This is a genomic window from Pseudoalteromonas sp. A3, assembly GCF_025942345.1.
Lineage (GTDB): Bacteria > Pseudomonadota > Gammaproteobacteria > Enterobacterales > Alteromonadaceae > Pseudoalteromonas > Pseudoalteromonas atlantica.
Window position 1 is genome coordinate 635,162 of record NZ_JAPCKL010000001.1, and the last position, 18,431, is coordinate 653,592.

15 protein-coding genes are annotated in these 18,431 nt (G+C 39.9%); 3 read left to right on the forward strand and 12 right to left on the reverse strand.

What is annotated here, in order from left to right; all coding sequences use genetic code 11:
• Positions 1 to 2: 2 nt before the first annotated feature.
• The 3 genes from OIZ54_RS02845 to modA are packed head-to-tail and all read right to left on the reverse strand — an operon-like array spanning position 3 to position 2,458.
• Positions 3 to 1,040: an ATP-binding cassette domain-containing protein gene (locus OIZ54_RS02845; protein WP_264389650.1), complete on the reverse strand. Its 1,038-nt coding sequence runs from the start codon at positions 1,038 to 1,040 to the stop codon at positions 3 to 5.
• Positions 1,033 to 1,719, reverse strand: coding sequence for a molybdate ABC transporter permease subunit (gene modB / locus OIZ54_RS02850; protein WP_004587743.1), 687 nt, complete (start codon positions 1,717 to 1,719; stop codon positions 1,033 to 1,035). The genes OIZ54_RS02845 and modB overlap by 8 nt, the downstream gene beginning before the upstream one ends.
• Complete coding sequence (modA, locus tag OIZ54_RS02855) at positions 1,706 to 2,458, reverse strand: molybdate ABC transporter substrate-binding protein (RefSeq protein ID WP_264389651.1); 753 nt, start codon at positions 2,456 to 2,458, stop codon at positions 1,706 to 1,708. The genes modB and modA overlap by 14 nt, the downstream gene beginning before the upstream one ends.
• A gap of 47 nt (positions 2,459 to 2,505) precedes the next feature.
• Between modA and glp the strand changes: the two genes are divergently transcribed.
• The gene (gene glp, locus OIZ54_RS02860; protein ID WP_248451185.1) at positions 2,506 to 3,720 is read left to right on the forward strand and encodes a gephyrin-like molybdotransferase Glp; all 1,215 of its coding nucleotides are present in this window, start codon (positions 2,506 to 2,508) and stop codon (positions 3,718 to 3,720) included.
• Between the two features lie 54 nt (positions 3,721 to 3,774).
• On the opposite strand, the gene OIZ54_RS02865 is transcribed toward glp, so the two are convergent.
• The 6 genes from OIZ54_RS02865 to OIZ54_RS02890 form a co-directional block, all read right to left on the reverse strand.
• On the reverse strand, positions 3,775 to 4,227 hold the full coding sequence (locus OIZ54_RS02865) for a DUF1311 domain-containing protein (RefSeq protein WP_096041876.1): 453 nt from the start codon (positions 4,225 to 4,227) through the stop codon (positions 3,775 to 3,777).
• A 278-nt stretch (positions 4,228 to 4,505) separates the two neighbouring features.
• Positions 4,506 to 5,672: a 2-methylaconitate cis-trans isomerase PrpF gene (gene prpF, locus OIZ54_RS02870; RefSeq protein ID WP_264389652.1), complete on the reverse strand. Its 1,167-nt coding sequence runs from the start codon at positions 5,670 to 5,672 to the stop codon at positions 4,506 to 4,508.
• A gap of 12 nt (positions 5,673 to 5,684) precedes the next feature.
• On the reverse strand, positions 5,685 to 8,294 hold the full coding sequence (gene acnD, locus OIZ54_RS02875; protein WP_264389653.1) for a Fe/S-dependent 2-methylisocitrate dehydratase AcnD: 2,610 nt from the start codon (positions 8,292 to 8,294) through the stop codon (positions 5,685 to 5,687).
• A gap of 116 nt (positions 8,295 to 8,410) precedes the next feature.
• Positions 8,411 to 9,538: a 2-methylcitrate synthase gene (gene prpC, locus OIZ54_RS02880; protein WP_264389654.1), complete on the reverse strand. Its 1,128-nt coding sequence runs from the start codon at positions 9,536 to 9,538 to the stop codon at positions 8,411 to 8,413.
• A gap of 47 nt (positions 9,539 to 9,585) precedes the next feature.
• Positions 9,586 to 10,464, reverse strand: a complete 879-nt coding sequence (prpB, locus tag OIZ54_RS02885) for a methylisocitrate lyase (protein WP_004587734.1) — start codon at positions 10,462 to 10,464, stop codon at positions 9,586 to 9,588.
• 260 nt (positions 10,465 to 10,724) lie between these two features.
• The gene (locus tag OIZ54_RS02890; RefSeq protein WP_264389655.1) at positions 10,725 to 11,411 is read right to left on the reverse strand and encodes a GntR family transcriptional regulator; all 687 of its coding nucleotides are present in this window, start codon (positions 11,409 to 11,411) and stop codon (positions 10,725 to 10,727) included.
• A 264-nt stretch (positions 11,412 to 11,675) separates the two neighbouring features.
• On the opposite strand from OIZ54_RS02890, the gene rsmF reads away from it, so the two are divergent.
• On the forward strand, positions 11,676 to 13,127 hold the full coding sequence (gene rsmF / locus OIZ54_RS02895; protein WP_264389656.1) for a 16S rRNA (cytosine(1407)-C(5))-methyltransferase RsmF: 1,452 nt from the start codon (positions 11,676 to 11,678) through the stop codon (positions 13,125 to 13,127).
• Positions 13,128 to 13,590: 463 nt separating this feature from the next.
• On the forward strand, positions 13,591 to 14,679 hold the full coding sequence (locus OIZ54_RS02900) for an acyltransferase family protein (protein WP_138577710.1): 1,089 nt from the start codon (positions 13,591 to 13,593) through the stop codon (positions 14,677 to 14,679).
• A gap of 102 nt (positions 14,680 to 14,781) precedes the next feature.
• Here OIZ54_RS02900 and OIZ54_RS02905 read toward each other — a convergent pair whose 3' ends face one another.
• Genes OIZ54_RS02905 through OIZ54_RS02915 form a run of 3 tightly spaced genes read right to left on the reverse strand, consistent with a single transcriptional unit; the run spans position 14,782 to position 18,425 of the window.
• Positions 14,782 to 15,477 (reverse strand): VpsP family polysaccharide biosynthesis protein, encoded by a 696-nt coding sequence (locus OIZ54_RS02905; RefSeq protein ID WP_264389657.1) that lies wholly within the window; start codon positions 15,475 to 15,477, stop codon positions 14,782 to 14,784.
• Entirely contained in the window at positions 15,470 to 16,198 is a 729-nt protein-coding gene (locus OIZ54_RS02910) for a tyrosine-protein phosphatase (protein WP_248461349.1), read from the reverse strand. Before OIZ54_RS02910 ends, OIZ54_RS02905 begins: the two co-directional genes overlap by 8 nt.
• Before the next feature lie 13 nt (positions 16,199 to 16,211).
• A complete protein-coding gene (locus OIZ54_RS02915) occupies positions 16,212 to 18,425 on the reverse strand; it encodes a GumC family protein (protein WP_096739742.1) in 2,214 nt (737 codons plus the stop codon).
• Between the last annotated feature and the right edge of the window lie 6 nt (positions 18,426 to 18,431).

The window sequence follows — 18,431 nt, forward strand, 5'->3', positions numbered from 1 at the left end:
GCCTAATTTAGCGTTTCTAGGTTATTTATTGTCAAATAAATCTGCTCGCCTAGGCTTACAGCACTTTGCTGCCATTGCCTTTTAGACACCGTGCAATACAGTAATTGCGTATCTACGTTAACAGTTAGCAGCCATTGCTCATCAAGCTGCTGGGCATTTTCAAGCATACCTTTTAGCACGTTTGCACTGCTCTCGTTAATTGGTTTTACTTTATTGTAGGTTATTTGGCTGCTTTCTATAATTAACTTATGGTTTTGTTTTACCAGCGAAGGCACTGCATATAAATGCTGTTGGCTATTACTAAGAGTAAGCTGGTAAAAACCAAAAGCCTCATTAAATTCAGGCTTACTATAACTAAGTATACTAAGTGGCGTTTGGCTCTTATTTGTATAAATACTTTGCACCACTTCTTGTGTTGCACCGCACTGGAGCACGTTGCCTTTCGCTATATGAAGTAATGTATCGCTGCAATAAAGTAGCTCTTTTAAAGAGTGGCTAACAATAATAAATTTAATACCATGGGATTTATTAAGTTGTTGAACAGCCCCCAACATAGTAAAACGCGTTGACCAATCTAAGGCGCTAAATGGCTCATCAAGTAAAACAACAGATTGCCCACTTAGTAGTGTTCTTGCAAAAATTACGCGCTGGCTCTCCCCGCCCGAAAGCCCCGACACATCACGATTTAGTAATGGGCTTAGCGCTAATAAATCAATTACCTGATCAGTCGTTAGGTTATTACTTTTATTTTTACAATGCGTGTGAGTAAACAGTAAATTACCCATCACATTTAAATGTGGAAATAACGGGCACGACTGCAGCTGTAAAGTAAGTAGGCGTTTACCGGGCTTTAAATGGGTAATATTATGATTGTTTATACACACATTTTGCGCCGTCGTAAGCCCTGCTATCGCCTGTAATAAGCTCGATTTGCCAGAGCCCGAAGGACCAAACACCCCTAAAATATCAAATTGATTTATCGCTAAATCAACATGTAATTCAAAATCGTCCAAACGTTGATGACACTGTATTTTAAGCACGATTAGCAGCTCCGTTTATCACGGTTTTATTAAATTTAAACAACAACACTAAACACGCAAACGAGATTGCTAGCAATACCAACGACAATTGGTGCGCTGCCCCATAATTAAGCGACTCTACATGGTCGTACAATGCAATAGACACCACTTGAGTTTCGCCTTGTATATTGCCACCAATCATTAGCACTAAACCAAATTCTCCCAATGTATGGGCAAAGCCCAGTGCAAAGGCACTGCCTATGCTTGGCTTTAATAGCGGTAACGTTAAATACATAAAACGCTTAAATGGGCTGATCCCCAAGGCAATAGCAGCTTGATTATAAGTAGTATTTATTTGTTTAAAGCCCGCCAGTAACGGCTGCATCACAAAAGGGAGAGAGTAAAATAACGAGCCAATAACCACCCCTTGAAAACTAAACGCGAGCTGCGTACCCGTTAGCCAAAACCAAAACTGGCCAAATGCATGAGTAGGTGAAAACAATACCAATAAATAAAAGCCCATTAGCGTAGGCGGCAGCACCAAAGGCATTGCTATAAGTGCTTCTAATATAGGCTTTAACTTACCTTTATAACTGGCTAGCTGCCATGCAAGCGGAATGCATATAATCAACAAAATAGCAGCCGTTATAAAGGCAAGTTTAATTGTAAGCCACAGCGCTGTTACATCACTTGCTAACATCACTTTCCTTTGCTTTATAACCAAGCTCTAATAATGTTTTTGCGGTTGAGGGGTCATTTAAAAAAGCCATAAACTTTTTAGCTGTCGTTAAATGCTTAGTCGCGCTTATGATAACGCCTTGCTGCGTTATTTCAGGGTATTTTTCAGGTTCGATAAGCGTGTAATTTAAATATTTTTTATTTTTAGTTTTGCGATACGCCGACTTTAACGTAGATAACGCGACCAAGCCTTTAGCGGCATTGCCTGTTTCTACAAATTGAAACGCATGGGTAATATTATTTCCATACACAAATTCATACGGTGTTTTTATATAGTTTTTAGCATAATGCGCCGATGATTGCCCATATGGCGAAAACCTTGGATTAGCAATGGCTAATTTATGATTAATAACTGAGTTGCTTGGCTGCCACAGCGCTAATAAACCTATCGCATAGGTGGTTAAGCTATTTTTAAGTGCAAAGCCGTCTTTGATCAGTGCGTGTGGGCGTGCAGCGTCGGCTGATAAAAAAATATCGTACGGTGCACCATGCATAATTTGTGAGTGTAATACGCCGCTAGAAGCAGCTGATATTTTAATATTAATATTTTTCAGGGCTGGGTTAGTTACCAGCGTTTGCAGCACAGGTTTAAAATTGCTCGCAACGGCTATGTGCAGCGTTTCTTTTGCGTTAAGAGGATTGCTAAATACCACTAACAGTAATAACAAATAACCACACCATGTATTGTAAAGCTTAAACATTATAAGTATTGTTTTAAAAATCAGACACATTATAAAAAACAATATATATGAACGATGTATGCAATGCACCTGGTTTATTACCAGTAGAAACCGCAATCAGTAACATGCTAAGCGCTATTAACTTTGATAAAGCCGCAGAAACCATTTCAATAATGCACAGTGTTGGCCGTGTTTTAGCAAACGATATTAAATCCAATATAAATGTGCCTGCTCACGATAATTCGGCAATGGATGGCTATGCACTTTGCCTAAGCGAAGGGCTAACAACTTATCAGCAAGTAGGCAGTGTATTTGCTGGGCAAACCTTTAAAAACACCTTAACACCTGGGCAATGCGTTAGAATTATGACCGGCGCTGCCCTGCCCCCTGGCGCTAATGCGGTAGTTATGCAAGAAAACGCCAGCGTAGATAACGACAAAATAACATTTACAGGTCATATTGAGCTCAATAATAATGTGCGCTTTGCAGGTGAAGACATTGCAAAAAATAGTGTTGTTTTTAAAGCGGGCAGAAAACTAAAAGCGGTAGATGTAGGCTTACTTGCCTCTATTGGTATTAACCAAGTAAGTGTATATGAAACACTAAAGGTCGCGGTTTTTTCTACAGGGGATGAACTTATAGAGCCTGGCAATGCCCTTCCTGCAGGTGCTATTTATGAAAGTAATCGCGCTGTTATATTAAGCGAGCTTAATGATAACAATATAGAAGTGATTGATTTTGGGATAATTGCCGATGATAAAACGCTCATTAAAAACACGTTTTTAAAAGCAAACGAGCAAGCCGATGCCGTAATAAGCTCTGGTGGTGTATCGGTTGGCGAAGCCGATTTTACTAAAGAAGTATTAAATGAAATTGGCGATATTCATTTTTGGAAAATTGCCATGAAGCCGGGCAAACCCTTTGCTTTTGGTAAATTACCTAACAGCTACTTTTTTGGTTTACCAGGTAACCCCGTATCGGCAGCCGTTACGCTTGAGCGACTTGTAAAGCCAGCCCTTACAAAGCTTTCAGGAAATGAACATACTGCTAAGTTACGTTTAAAAGCAACCACCACAGCGCTGATTAAAAAGCGCCCCGGCCGTACCGACTTTCAACGTGGTATTGCCAGTACCGACGAAAACAATAACCTACTGGTAACGCCTATAAATAAGCAAGGTTCGGGGGTACTCTCATCGCTTAGCCACGCTAACTGCCTTATTGTGGTGCCCGCCGAAAGTGGCAATATTGCAAAAGACGAAACCGTAGAAATAGAGTTTTTGTAAAGCTAAAAATGCTACAGCTAACTTTATAATATAGCTGTAGCACTGCTGTTACTCTTAAAATATTTTAATATTGAGTGTTTGAATTAAACAATTTAGCTTTTCGCTACGTCCTACAAAATCTGCTTCGCTAAGTTTTTTAACACACTTTAGCGCATTTTTAGTCGCAAAGTATCTATCATAACTGAGGCTTCGCTCGCATTTTACGCTATACGTTGAAGGCCAACTCCCACCGGCACCAGTTGCTATGCCAACAACATTACATGTTGCATCTATATAGTGCTCCCATGCTTTTATTTGCGCTTTAACTGCATCTACTTGGTAGTCGTCATTTAGTTGCGGGTAGATTTCATTCATCATTTTACTGATTTTAATTTTGTATCTGTTGCCCTCTAAATTATAAATATTGCCTGTGTGCATTGCACCGCCTTCTGGCCAGCCATCTGCGCTTTCTCCAAGTGCACCAAACGATGAAACTGTAAAAGCTAACCCAATAACCATTTTATTCATTTTAAATCCCTTTATTTTTTTGAAACTAAGTCCTTAAATTAAAAATAAGAGCTTATTCATATTTTACAAAAATAATAAATAGATTAAAAACATTATGTTTTAGCTTTGCTAATTAATTTGAACTCTGGCTAAGATATTTACTAACATATTGAATCATGGTGATATTTAAATTTATTTTCTCTAACCAGAAGTTTTAAGTAAATCCAACGCAGTTAGCGCTTAAAATGGCTGATAGAGATAGGTTTATTATCCAGAATTCAGGTTAATTTTGTTAAATACTATTGAGGTACTCTTACAACGCCCTCCATAAGCACACGAGCACTGCGGCTCATACTTGCTTTGGTAACTTGCCAATCTCCAGCTATTTTTTTAGCTTCTGCGCCTACTTTTAGCGTGCCAGAGGGGTGGCCAAAGTTAACTTCGTTCAATGTCCCGCCACCTGCGGCCACATTAACAAGCGTACCGTCAATAGCGGCGGCTGCGCCAATAGCGACTGCGGCTGTGCCCATCATAGCGTGATGAAGCTTGCCCATAGACATAGCACGTACTAATAAATCAATTGTTGTAGCTTCAATAAACTTACCACTTGATGCGTTATAATCTAATGGCGCTGCCACAAAGGCTACTTTAGGTGTGTGTTGGCGTGTTTGCGCTTCGTTAATATTAGCTATTAACCCCATTTTGACTGCGCCATAGGCACGAATAGTTTCAAGCTTCTTAAGTGCGTCTGTATCGTTATTAATATCGCTTTGCAGCTCAGTGCCACTATAGCCAATATCCTCGGCATTAATAAATACAGTAGGAATACCCGCGTTTATCATAGTGGCTTTTAAAGTACCAACACCTGGTACTTCTAAGTCATCCACTACATTGCCTGTAGGGAATAACGCCCCTTCACCATCGGCGGGATTTAAAAACTCTAGCTTTACCTCGGCGGCAGCAAAGGTCACGCCATCAAGTTCAAAATCACCGGTTTCTTGTACTTCACCATTGGTCATAGGCACATGAACTAAAATACTTTTTTTAATATTAGCTTGCCACACACGCACAATAGCAACGCCGTTATCGGGTACTGTATTTTTATCAACTAAGCCGTTCGTTATAGCAAACGCACCTACTGCGCTGGTTAAATTACCGCAATTGCCGCTCCAATCTATAAAAGGTTTATCTATTGCCACTTGGCCAAATAAATAATCCACATCGTGGTTAGGTTGCTCGCTTTTACTTAAAATAACCGTTTTACTAGTACTTGATGTTGCACCGCCCATACCATCGGTTTGTTTGCCATATGGGTCGGGGCTACCAATTATGCGTAACAGTAAATTGTCGCGCGCCTCACCTGCCACTTGGGCAGGTTTGGGTAAGTCGGTTAACTTAAAAAATACACCTTTACTGGTGCCGCCGCGCATATAAGTTGCTGGCACTTTAATTTGTGGTTTAAACATAATGTACGCCCCTTATGCTGATTGCGTAGCTTCTAAAAAGTCTTGCGCAAAGCGCTGTAATACACCACCAGCGGCATAAATAGAAAGTTCTTCTTGGGTATCCAATCTGCATTTCATAGGTACTGTTAGAACCTCACCGTTTTTACGTGTAATCACTAAATCAAGCGTTGCACCTGGTGTTGGCTCTCCTTTTACATCAAAGCTTTCGCTGCCATCAATGTTAAGCGTTTTGCGGGTAGTGCCAGGTTTAAACTCAAGCGGTAATACACCCATACCAATTAAGTTAGTACGGTGAATACGCTCAAAGCCCTCTGCGGCTATAACCTCAACGCCTGCAAGCCTTACTCCTTTTGCAGCCCAATCACGCGATGAGCCTTGCCCGTAATCGGCACCGGCTACAATAATGAGTGGTTGTTTACGCTGCATATAAGCTTCGATTGCTTCCCACATACGTGTGTTAGTACCTTGTGGCTCTAATCGTGCGTATGAACCTTGTTTAACTTCGCCGTTTTCATCACGCACCATTTCGTTTAACAATTTAGGGTTTGCAAATGTAGCGCGCTGCGCTGTTAAGTGATCCCCTCGGTGCGTTGCGTAAGAATTAAAATCCTCTTCAGGGACGTTCATTTTAGTTAAGTATTCACCCGCAGCACTGCTTGCCATAATAGCGTTTGAAGGCGATAAATGATCCGTTGTAATGTTATCGCCAAGTACAGCAAGGGCGCGCATGCCGGTCATGGTTCGCTCACCTGCAAGGGCGCCTTCCCAGTATGGCGGGCGGCGAATATAGGTACTTTGCTCGCGCCAATTGTATAGCGGGTCGTTGTCTTCACCGTAATCTACGGTTAAATCAAACATAGGTTCGTACACTTTTTTAAATTGCTCTGGCTTTACACTTTGTTTGATTACTTCATCTATTTCTTCATCGCTTGGCCATAAATCTTTTAGCGTTATGTCGTTACCATTTTGATCTTTCCCTAGTACACCTTTTTCAATATCAAAACGAATAGTGCCGGCAATAGCGTAAGCCACCACTAATGGCGGTGACGCTAAAAAGGCTTGCTTAGCATACGGATGTATACGCCCATCAAAGTTACGGTTGCCCGAAAGTACCGCTGTTGCGTATAAGTCGCGATCGATTACTTCTTGTTGAATTACAGGGTCAAGCGCGCCGCTCATGCCGTTACAGGTAGTACAAGCAAAACCAACAATACCAAAGCCAAGTTTTTCAAGTTCAGGGAGTAATTTTGCTTCTTCTAGGTATGATTGCACCGCTTTTGAACCCGGTGCTAAGGATGTTTTAACCCACGGTTTGCGCATTAACCCTTTGGCATTTGCGTTACGTGCAAGTAAGCCGGCAGCAATTACGTTGCGTGGATTACTCGTATTAGTACAACTGGTAATAGCAGCAATAATACACGCGCCATCTGGCATTAAGCCTTCTTCGTTTTCAACAACGCCCGAAATACCTTCTTTTGCTAAATCGCTGGTGGATACACGACGATGTGGGTTTGAAGGCCCAGCAATATTGCGTCCAACACTCGATAAATCAAATTTAAGGACCCGATCATATTTTGCGGTTTTTAAACTATCGCTCCAAAGGCCAGCCGTTTTAGCGTAGTTTTCTACAAGCGCTATTTGCTCTTCATCACGCCCTGTTAAACGCAAATAATCAATTGTTTTATCGTCTATATAAAACATGGCTGCAGTTGCACCAAATTCAGGCGTCATGTTTGAAATAGTTGCTCTGTCGCCAAGGGTTAGTGCATCAGCACCTTCACCGTAAAATTCTAAATAGGTCGATACAACACGCTGAGCGCGTAAAAACTCTGTAATAGCCAGCACTATATCGGTTGCGGTAATGCCTGGCTGACGAGTACCTGTAAGCTCAACTCCTACTATATCAGGCAGGCGCATGTACGAGGCACGGCCAAGCATTACGCTTTCGGCTTCAAGCCCACCAACACCTACAGCAATTACGCCAAGTGCATCCACATGCGGGGTGTGGCTGTCGGTGCCAACTAAGGTATCGGGGAATGCAATGCCATCGCGGTTTTGGATAACAGGCGACATTTTTTCAAGGTTAATTTGATGCATAATGCCGTTACCAGGCGGAATAACATCAATATTTTTAAAAGCGGTTTTAGTCCAGTTTATAAAATGAAAACGGTCATCGTTGCGTCTATCTTCTATTGCACGGTTTTTTTCAAATGCTTCAGGGTCAAAGCCTGCATGCTCAACCGCTAATGAGTGATCAACAATTAGCTGGGTAGGCACAACCGGGTTTACTTTTGCCGGATCACCACCTTTTTGAGCTATTGCGTCGCGCAGGCCTGCTAAATCAACTAAAGCAGTTTGGCCTAAAATATCGTGGCACACTACGCGCGCCGGATACCACGGAAAATCTAAATCTTGCTTACGCTCAATAAGCTGATTAAGCGCATCGGTTAGCATATCTGGCTCACAGCGGCGCACTAAGTTTTCGGCAAGTACGCGTGATGTGTAAGGCAATGTGGCATAAGCACCAGGCTTTATTGCATCAACGGCTCCTTGCGTATCGTAGTAATCCACATTTGAGCCGGGCAATGGCTTTCGGTATTGGGTGTTGTTAATTATGGTCATAATATCTGTTCGCTAATAGGTGACGGGAAATAAAAGGCAAAAGGTGAGCGTATTGCTCACCCTATACCAACCCGCTTAATTAAGTATTGTTACGGATTGGTATTATGTGTAACTAATTAGCCTCTTGATTCAATTGGCGTGTAGCTGCGCGCCTCTGGTCCTGTGTAATCTGCACTTGGGCGAATAATACGGTTATTAGCACGCTGCTCTTTAACATGTGCAGTCCAGCCGGTAACCCGGCTCATCACAAATATTGGCGTAAATAACTTAGTTGGAATACCCATAAAGTGGTACGCCGATGCATGGAAAAAATCAGCATTACAAAACAGTTTTTTCTCGCGCCACATAACCTCTTCACACCTAACCGACACAGGGTAAAGCACATCATCGCCCACCTCTTTAGCTAGTTTTTCAGAGAACTTTTTAATAATAACGTTACGTGGGTCTGACTCACGGTAAATAGCGTGTCCAAAGCCCATTATTTTATCTTTGCGCTCTAGCATACCCATAATTTCTTGCTCGGCGTGCTCTGCACTTGTAAAACCCTGAATCATATCCATAGCGGCTTCGTTTGCACCACCATGCAGTGGCCCACGTAGCGTACCAATAGCGCCCGTTACACAAGAATGAATATCAGAAAGCGTTGATGCACACACGCGCCCAGTAAATGTAGAGGCATTAAATTCATGCTCTGCGTATAAAATTAGCGACACATTCATTACTTGCGCAAAAAGCTCGCTCGGTGCTTTGTCGTGTAATAGAGTTAAAAAGTGCGCGCCCACTGAGTCGTCATCAGTTTGTGTTTCAATGCGTACGCCATCGTGAGTAAAGCGGTACCAGTAACAAATAATACTTGGGAAGAGCGCAACCATGCGGTCAATCGCATCGTTTGCTTGGCTAAAATCAAGTTCCATTTCTAGGTTACCCAGCATTGAGCAACCGGTACGCATAACATCCATTGGATGCGCGTCTTTAGGAATATTTTCAAGCACGGTTTTTAGTGCATCTGGCAGGCCGCGTAAGCTTTTTAATTTAGCTTTATACTCGGCTAGTTCATTGGCTGTAGGTAGTTCGCCACGTGAAAGTAAAAAAGACAATTCTTCAAACTGTGCTTTTTCGGCAAGTTCGCTAATATCGTACCCACAATACGTTAAACCTGAGCCTGTTTGCCCTACTGTACATAATGCTGTTTGCCCTGCAACTTGCCCGCGTAAACCTGCTCCGCCTAATGCTTTATCTACCATGATCTTCTCCTATCTAAATTTGTGTGTGTTATCTATTTTAATAGTTATTATTTGTCAGATTTTGATGAAAAAAGGTTATCGAGTGTGTTTTCGTATGTGTGGTAATCTAAAAATTCGTAAAGCTCGGCGCGTGTTTGCATGTTCTCAATTTCGCTTTGCTGCGAACCTTCATTTAAAATGGCAGAGTACACATTAAGCGCAGCTTTATTCATTGCTCTAAAGGCGCTAAGTGGATAAAGCACCATTTCGACACCTACTTCACTTAACTGCTCTTTGGTGTAAATAGGCGTTTGGCCAAACTCTGTAATATTAGCTAAAATTGGTACATTAATCGCCTTTGCAAATGCTTGGTAATCGGCAAGGTCGTGCACGGCTTCTGCAAAAATAGCATCTGCGCCCGCTTCAACACACGCAGCTGCGCGGTCAATCGCGGCGCTTAAACCCTCTTTTTGAAACGCATCGGTACGCGCCATAATGTAAAAATCACTATCGGTTTTAGCATCAACTGCGGCTTTAATGCGGTCAACCATTTCACCTTGGCTTACAATTTCTTTATTAGGGCGATGACCGCAACGCTTTTGCGCTACTTGGTCTTCAATATGAAAACCCGCTGCCCCTGCTTTGGTCATTTCTTTAACGGTACGCGCAATATTAAACGCCCCGCCCCAGCCCGTATCGGCATCTACCAGTAGTGGTAAATCGCTGGCACCAGTAATACGGCGAATATCTTCAAGTACATTATCAAGGCTGGTCATGCCTAAATCGGGCATACCAAAAGAGGCATTAGCCACACCGGCACCTGAGAGATAAATAGCTTGGTGGCCCATTTTTTCAGCCATCATGGCTGTGTAGGCATTAATAGTACCCACTACTTGTAATGGGCGGTTATTCGCAATGGCCTGTTTAAATTTTAATCCTGCTGACATTATTTTCTCCTCACTTTGAACGGTTGCTACATGGAGTAACTTATATTTTTAATCTGACATTGTGACTGTTTAACTGTTATTAGCTTTAGCTTTTAGAAGTTTTTGTTTATGACAAATACCAATCTGTATGTGTATGAGGTCTATTTAACGCTAAGAAAATCGTTCTGTAACTAGGCAATAATTTTTATGTTTAGTGGTTCTAAATAAAAAATTCTTAACGACGTTATAGAGCGATTTAATCAGTTAAATTGTTCGAATACTCATATTGATTGGTATACATCAAATTTGGTTTGAATATTTGCTTGCGATGCACTGATGTGTCGTTTCATCAGCATTTCGGCAAGTTCACCATCGTGGTTTTCTATCGCGTTAATAATGGCTAAGTGCTCGTCAAACGCTTTTGATACGCGCGGCCCTACCATGCCCATTTGTACACGGTACATACGTATTAATTGGTAAAGCCCGTTACATAACAAATGGATTAAATGGGCGTTTTTGCTGCCTTTAATAATGCGATAGTGAAAGTCTAAATCGCCCGCTTCTTGATAGTACGACTCCCCCTCTTTAACGCGCTGTGTTTGCAAATGTTGGTTAAGTAATTGCTTTAAGCCTTTTACTTCGTCAGCTGCCATATTGTCGGCAGCTAGCCTACATGCTAAGCCTTCAAGCGAGCTGCGTACTTGGTATACTTCAATTAAACGCTCTGCGGTTAGCGCCACTACTCGGCAACCTACATTGGCTTTACGCTCCACTAAGTAACAGCTTTCTAAGCGATTAAGCGCTTCTCTAAGCGTCGCACGGCTTACACCGTAGCGCTTTGCAAGCTCAGGCTCCGATATTTTGCTACCCTGCTGTATGCTGCCTTCTACTATTTCACGGCGCATATCAACAAACACTTGATCAGATGCTGTAGTAATAGGTGTATCGTTTAAAAAAGGTTGCGTCATGGCTTTATAAATAAATTGTCGACAATTGATGGGTTAACTATGTGCTTAATAAAAAAACATGTCAACCCCACCTAAGGTAAAAATGAGTAAAAAACACACTTATTGTCGACACTGTTAATCTAAAGTCGTATAAAATTGCTTTAAAATTAAACTAAAAACACAATTTGTCGACACACTAATAAATTATAAAGCCGCTATTTAACACTGAAATAGTGCGTTAAAAGTGCTAATATCGCGCTTTATTTTTAATGTACGAGCCAACGCGTGAACGCCAACACTTTTATTCCTGAGCATTTTATTGACGACGTAAAAACCTATTTACCTGCGCACCTCAATTTAGACGACTTTATAAACGCGTGCCGTCGCCCTCTCAGAAAATCTATTCGTGTAAATACATTAAAAATTAGCGTTGCCGAATTTAAACACCGTGCAGAGAAAAAAAACTGGCAACTTACACCCATACCTTGGTGTAGTGAGGGTTTTTGGCTAGAACGCCCCAGCGATGAAGAACAAAACTTAGCATTAGGCAATACCGACTTACATTTAAGCGGCGCCATGTACGTACAAGAGGCAAGCTCAATGCTGCCGCCTATGGCACTAAAACAAAGTATTGAAAACTCAGATTTACAAGATAGTTACGTACTTGATATGGCATCAGCGCCTGGCTCTAAAACTTCGCAACTTGCCGCAATAATGAATAACCAAGGCGTACTTGTTGCCAACGAGCTTTCGTCATCACGCTTAAAAGTACTTAGCGCTACGCTTAAGCGTATGGGCGTTGGTAACTGTGCGCTTTCGCATTTTGATGGCGTCATATTTGGTAATTATATGTTTGAATGCTTTGATAGCATTTTGCTTGATGCACCCTGCTCTGGTGAAGGTACCGTACGTAAAGATGCCGACGCACTTAAAAACTGGTCAATAGAATCAAATATAGAAATTGCTCAAGTTCAAAAAGATTTAATTAAAAGCGCTTTTTACGCATTAAAACCAGGCGGTACACTGGTGTATTCAACCTGTACGCTTACCCCGCTCGAAAACCAACAAGTATGCGACTACCTACTGAGTGAATTTGGCGACTACATTGAGCCGCAATCGCTAAGTGACTTATTCGAAGGGGCAGAAAAAGCCACAACCGCCGAGGGCTATTTACATGTGTGGCCGCAAACATTCGACAGTGAAGGCTTTTTTATCGCTAAGTTTAAAAAACTCGCAAGCTGCAATAATCCGACCCAAAGCGTTAAAAAAGGTGCGTTTCCGTTTAACGAGTTTGATAAAAAACAAACCAGTTCTTTTATGAGCGAGCTTAAAAAACAGTTTGGCTTAAAAGCGTTGCCAGGTAAGTTAATGCAGCGCGATAAAGAGCTGTGGTTATTTCCTGATGGGTTTGAAGCCGTCCAAAACAAAATAAAATACGCGCGTTTAGGTATTCAACTAGGTATTATTCATAAAAACGGCGTAAGACTAACTCACGAGTTTGCTACCGTGTTTGGTAATGAATGCAAAAGCAATACGTATGCTTTAACAAACGAGCAAGCAAACGACTACTTTAATGGTAAAGATATACGCCTAGAAGACGTTACAAAAGCCAGCGGCGAAGTAGTACTAACCTTATGTGGCTGCCCGATAGGACTAGGTAAATGGCAAAAGAATAGGATCAAAAACTCTTTGCCACGCGATCTTGTGCAAAATACCCAGTTAATAAGCTGGGCATAAAACACTCAACACAAAGGGTAACCTGTGCACAATATTATTAAGTCTTTGTTATCATTTGCGGTTAATAAACAAACAAAATTTAGAGTTTTGCAAATTAGTTAACTACAATTACAGGTACTTTCTTCTTCTCCCTAAGAATTGCGAAAGTGTATTTAGTTAGCGCAAGGCTCAACTAAGAGCCATTTGTAGCCCAGAGCTGATGACAATGGCTCTGGGCGTTTTCTCAAGAGTGGTTTACTTAGTTTAATATTAATCATAGGCCCTCTTGATTGATTCAACCTAACCTACTCCCTTCAAGAAGTTAACCCGACCTTAATTAATCATTGTTAAGTATTGACTTATAATTTAGAAATATTTTCAATATGCTTAGAGATAAGTTTTATATAATCTTTTTAAAATTAGTTATATAGTAACTTTAAATAGGGTTTTATTCCGTAGGCGGATCACTTTAAAGGACTAAGTTTTGAAAAAAAGATTTGAAGCACTTGATTCATTTAGGGGCATTTGTGCAATCTCAGTCGTGATTTTTCACATGCACTTTGTTAACTCAATAACTGAATTGGATTTTTTTAGAGGTAGTGCAATATTTGTAGAGTTCTTTTTTATTTTAAGTGGCTTTGTTTTGGCACATAGCTACGGCGAAAAGAAAGATCTAAATTTTAACGCATTCATTAAAGCCCGTTTTTTTCGCATATATCCACTACATATATTTATGTTAGCTATATTTATCCTTCTAGAGCTTGGGAAGTTATTTGCCTATAAACTAGGAGGAATTTCATTTAATAATTTACCTTTTACAAATGACACATCAGTTGAACAAATTCTCCCTAACCTACTATTGATACACTCTTGGACTCCTTTTAGTGACCCTCTAAGCTTTAACTACCCATCATGGAGTATAAGTATAGAATTCTATAGTTATGTTTTGCTCTTTTTTACTATAGCCTTTTTTAAAACCAGTAAGTCCATTGTTTGGTTCTGTATATCAGCTATCGCTTTCAGCCTTATATATTTTAAATCGGATATATTAGTAGAGAGTGTTTTGAAAGGGTTATCTTGCTTTTTTGGTGGTACTGTAATTTATTTACTTTTCAAAAAATCTTCACATTTTAAATTCCCCCCTGCATTAGCTACAGTAATAGAACTATTACTCTTATTTCTGATAGTCCAAGTCGTGATTGTTAACTTTAAATATAAATCCTTAATTGCTCCAATACTATTCTTATTAACTGTATTATTTTTTGCATATGAAGCAGGCTTACTATCAAAATTTTTAAAACTTAATGCTTTTCAAACTATAGGCAAGCTATCTTACTCAATATATATGACCCATGCGGCAATATTATTCATTTTGACTTCGATAGGTATAATTATTCAAAAAATAACAGGGATAAATGTAGCGCCAACTATAAGCTCACAACGGTACTTAGACTTAGGAGGAGCGGAAGTTAACAATGTATTTATTTTACTTACATTGGCTGTAATTATTTATATTTCGAAAATAACTTACAATACCATAGAAAAAAAAGGCCTAGCTTTAAATAAAAAGTAATTTTTTATAATACAAAACAATATCTTAGACACAGTTCTATATGATTTTAGAAATTAATAACTCTTGTTAAAATTGATAAGCTTATCTTGAAATTATTAGTACTCATTTACAATACATTCCAAATGCGGAACTTTTTCTCACAGATTTGAATTCACTTCCAAACTGTAGTGACATGCACAATAATGTTACTTTATTAATTTGGTTCGCAATATCAAAAAGTTGTTCGAGCTTCTCATCATATTGCGCAGCTAAATTTAACTCATTCATATATTGAGCTTTGAAATTAGGAGGAAGTTGAGGCCAATTAATTAATGCTATCTGAATGATGCCTGATCTTACTTCAAACTTATAAGGGCCCGTTTTTTTTGCTTGATCTATATACCTTAATACCCGCTGAGAAAGCCCTTCTTGACTACCTACTACTTTTGCAAGTTCCATCCACGTTTCGGACCAAGCCCGTCTATTTTGAAGGGAAGTTAAAAGCGCTTGTTCAATAGCTTTGTAAGCAAGTAACGAATCTTCACTTGTCATATCCTTTAAAGTCAATCCAAGCATTTTTACATAAGCGCTGAGCTGCCAATAATGTGCCTGAGTAGGCTCAAGCTTTAAAGCTAAAGTAATTGCATCATCAGCAAGCTTTAGCTCTGCAGGAGTCATTAATGCTTTAGGCTGCTTTAGAGTATTGACAGCCTTAAAATACCACACATTAGCGCGCATGCTATTTACGCTCTCAATGCTAATAACAAGTATTATAATACCAAGGAAAAAAATATTAACTAACTGCTTGGTCTTAGCCATTAAACAACGTGCTCGTTAAGTGTTTTGGATTATTTACGAATAAATCTTCCGCTTTGTCCTCACCCAATAATTGTTTCACTATTTTTTTTGCATTGCTTAATATGGGTGGACGTCTTTTGATTGAGTGTGCATCGGATGCTATATACCGTACTAAGTTATTTTCGAGCATATTAATACTAATCGCTTTTGCACTTTCGCCCCAGGCCCCCTCTAAACTTGAAGCGGTTAACTGAAAGTCGCATCCTAATTGATTTAATCGTTCAATATAAAAGGGGTTTGCTTGAATCTCTCTATTGCGCTCTGGGTGAGGAATAATGACTCTAATTCCTTGCTTTGCAAGCCAATTAATGAACTTATCATAACCTTGCGGTACATGTGAGTGAGGTAGTTCCAATAATATATAATTATCAGAACCAAGAGAGCCAATAAACGGTAGCTTATTTGATAAAACCAATGCCATTAGCTCAATATCAAGCCTAACCTCTGCAGCAACTGCCAGCTGCATTTTGATACCTGCTGCCAAAGCCCCTGCCTTTAATTTTGCAATATCAGTATAAAGGTGGGAAACCGAATTATCAAAACGCCCAATATGAATATGCGGTGTGGCCACCATGTGCGTTATGCCGTCATCTTGAGCCACTTTCAAAAGAGCTAAAGACTCTTGTAAATCTTTAGCGCCGTCATCTAGACCAGGCAAAATATGTGAATGAATATCAAACATACGCGATCACCTACTAAGAACTTGATTGAGCTGGCTTTTGCGAATAATCGTAATAATCGTAATACCCATGGCTGTGCTCATCTTTTCTTTTACTAATATCAACTTGGTTTAATACTATTCCAGCAACATGGGCCTTAGCTTCAAATAAACGCTCAACCCCAGCCTTAATTGGTTTGATGCGTGTAACATCAGATTTAACAACGTAAATAACGGAGTCAGAACTTTTAGCAATTACTAAAGCATCACTTACCGCTTGTGTTGGTGGAGTATCAATTATTATGTGGTCATATTTTGTTTTTAATACCTCAAGCACTTCATTAAAACGTTGGCTAGATAAAAGCTCAAGCGGATTAGCTGGAATTTGTCCGCTCGGCATAATAGCCACACCAGACTGCCCATCTACATGTACACACTCGCTAAAATGCTCTGTACCTACTATTAAGTTACTCAAGCCGGGGTGGAATACAGGGATATCAAAGCGCTTCGCGATACTTGGTTTACGTAAATCCGCATCAATTAATAACACTTTACCCATCTGCGCTAATGACATTGCTAAATTAGCTGAGGTCGTGGTTTTACCTTCACCGGGAGTGCTTGACGTGATTGCAATTACTTTAAGTTCACGATCAAGCTGAGTTAACAGTAAGCTTGTACGAAAAGTACGAACTGATTCAGCAAAAAGTCTGTATTTTTCATCTAAATATGCATGAATAGGAAAAGTACTTTTCCTAGGTGTTTTCACATGAGGTAGTAAGCCTAACATGCGCTGAGCAATTTTATCTTCTACATCACTTTTTGTTTTTACAGTATCGTTTAACGCATCAAATACAAAACTCATTACAGCAGCAAAACAAAAGCTACCAACAAAAGATAAAATAATAATTAATTTTTTATTCGGTTTTGATGGACTGTTCGGAGCGTATGCTTTATCTGTAAAGCGAGCGGCAGCCGAGCTAAAATCGCTTGTAACTTCAGTTTCTTTCGAACGAGATAAAAACGTGTTAAATATATTGCGGTTAGTCTCTACCTCACGTTTTAATTGATTATATTTTGTTTCTTTACGAGTGATGTCTTGGTATTCAGCGCGTATTTTTATCAAATCACGCTCAAGTGCGCTTACTGTACGCGTTATACGATTGAGTTCCTTTTCAATACCAGTAACAAGCCCTTTAATTTGCTTATTGAGGTTACTCTTAACGGTAGCAAGTTCTGCTTTTGCGGAGATTATTTTAGGGTGCTTTGGCCCATACACTTCACCTAATTCACTTAGCTTTCTCTCAACAATAACAACGTCTCGTTTTACATTTTGTATGACTTGGTGCGAAGTAATTTCGGGCATACTTCCTAATAACTCTAAATTATTATTGCCATATTCACTAATTACTCGATTGATACTTTGTAAATTATTTTTTTCATTACGAGCAACTATTAATTGCTGTGATATTTGTTCTAGCTCTTGTGTTGCAAGCCCAGCTATACCTTCAATATCCACTAGCTCTTGCTGCTCACGGTAAGCTTGCAGACGTACTTCAGAGTCATCTAACTGAATACGTAATTGAGATAATCGGGTGTTCAACCAACTGGAAGCCTGCTGTGTGATTCCCATTTTAGCTCGCATTTGACTATCTATATACACTTGCCCAACAGTATTGGCCACCAGCGCTGCTAACTTAGGGTCGCTCGATTCAAAGCTGACACGTACCAATTGTGTATTTCGAATTGGAGATACTGACAAGCGTGATTTAAAAGCCCCTAATAAGCTTAGCATTTCACGTTCGGCTTGCTCATCAGACGAGTAAATAGTGGCTTCTTTTTTATTAATGGGTAAATATGGTTTTAACTCTTGTTTTATTAGTGTCTTTAATTGATTGAAAGCGCTAGGCTTAGCTATAAAGTCTGGATGGCTTTTTAACTCAAGCTTGCGGATAACTTCGCGAGCGATACTATCTGACTTTATTACTTCAAATTGTGTGAGGTAGTATTCTTTTTGATTAGAGTCGAGTCCATATATTTCTTCAAAGCTAACTGCCTTAGCTTGTTCAGCCTCAATAAGTAGCGTAGCTGTTGCAATATATTTTGGTACTAAAGTGAAAGTTATCATGATCGTGAGCAAAGTAATCACACTAGCAAAACTCATAATGCGCCATTTTGCACGCATAACTACTTTTAAATAGGAGCCTAAATCAATAATATCTTCATTATTATTTTTTTCATTTATTTCGTTCATTCATTA

Coding starts and splice junctions, on each gene's coding strand:
- modB (WP_004587743.1), bottom strand. CDS start 1,719: ATGTTAGCAAGTGATGTAACAGCGCTGTGGCTTACAATTAAACTTGCC.
- modA (WP_264389651.1), bottom strand. CDS start 2,458: ATGTTTAAGCTTTACAATACATGGTGTGGTTATTTGTTATTACTGTTA.
- glp (WP_248451185.1), top strand. CDS start 2,506: ATGAACGATGTATGCAATGCACCTGGTTTATTACCAGTAGAAACCGCA.
- OIZ54_RS02865 (WP_096041876.1), bottom strand. CDS start 4,227: ATGAATAAAATGGTTATTGGGTTAGCTTTTACAGTTTCATCGTTTGGT.
- prpF (WP_264389652.1), bottom strand. CDS start 5,672: ATGTTTAAACCACAAATTAAAGTGCCAGCAACTTATATGCGCGGCGGC.
- acnD (WP_264389653.1), bottom strand. CDS start 8,294: ATGACCATAATTAACAACACCCAATACCGAAAGCCATTGCCCGGCTCA.
- prpC (WP_264389654.1), bottom strand. CDS start 9,538: ATGGTAGATAAAGCATTAGGCGGAGCAGGTTTACGCGGGCAAGTTGCA.
- prpB (WP_004587734.1), bottom strand. CDS start 10,464: ATGTCAGCAGGATTAAAATTTAAACAGGCCATTGCGAATAACCGCCCA.
- OIZ54_RS02890 (WP_264389655.1), bottom strand. CDS start 11,411: ATGACGCAACCTTTTTTAAACGATACACCTATTACTACAGCATCTGAT.
- OIZ54_RS02905 (WP_264389657.1), bottom strand. CDS start 15,477: ATGGCTAAGACCAAGCAGTTAGTTAATATTTTTTTCCTTGGTATTATA.
- OIZ54_RS02910 (WP_248461349.1), bottom strand. CDS start 16,198: ATGTTTGATATTCATTCACATATTTTGCCTGGTCTAGATGACGGCGCT.
- OIZ54_RS02915 (WP_096739742.1), bottom strand. CDS start 18,425: ATGAACGAAATAAATGAAAAAAATAATAATGAAGATATTATTGATTTA.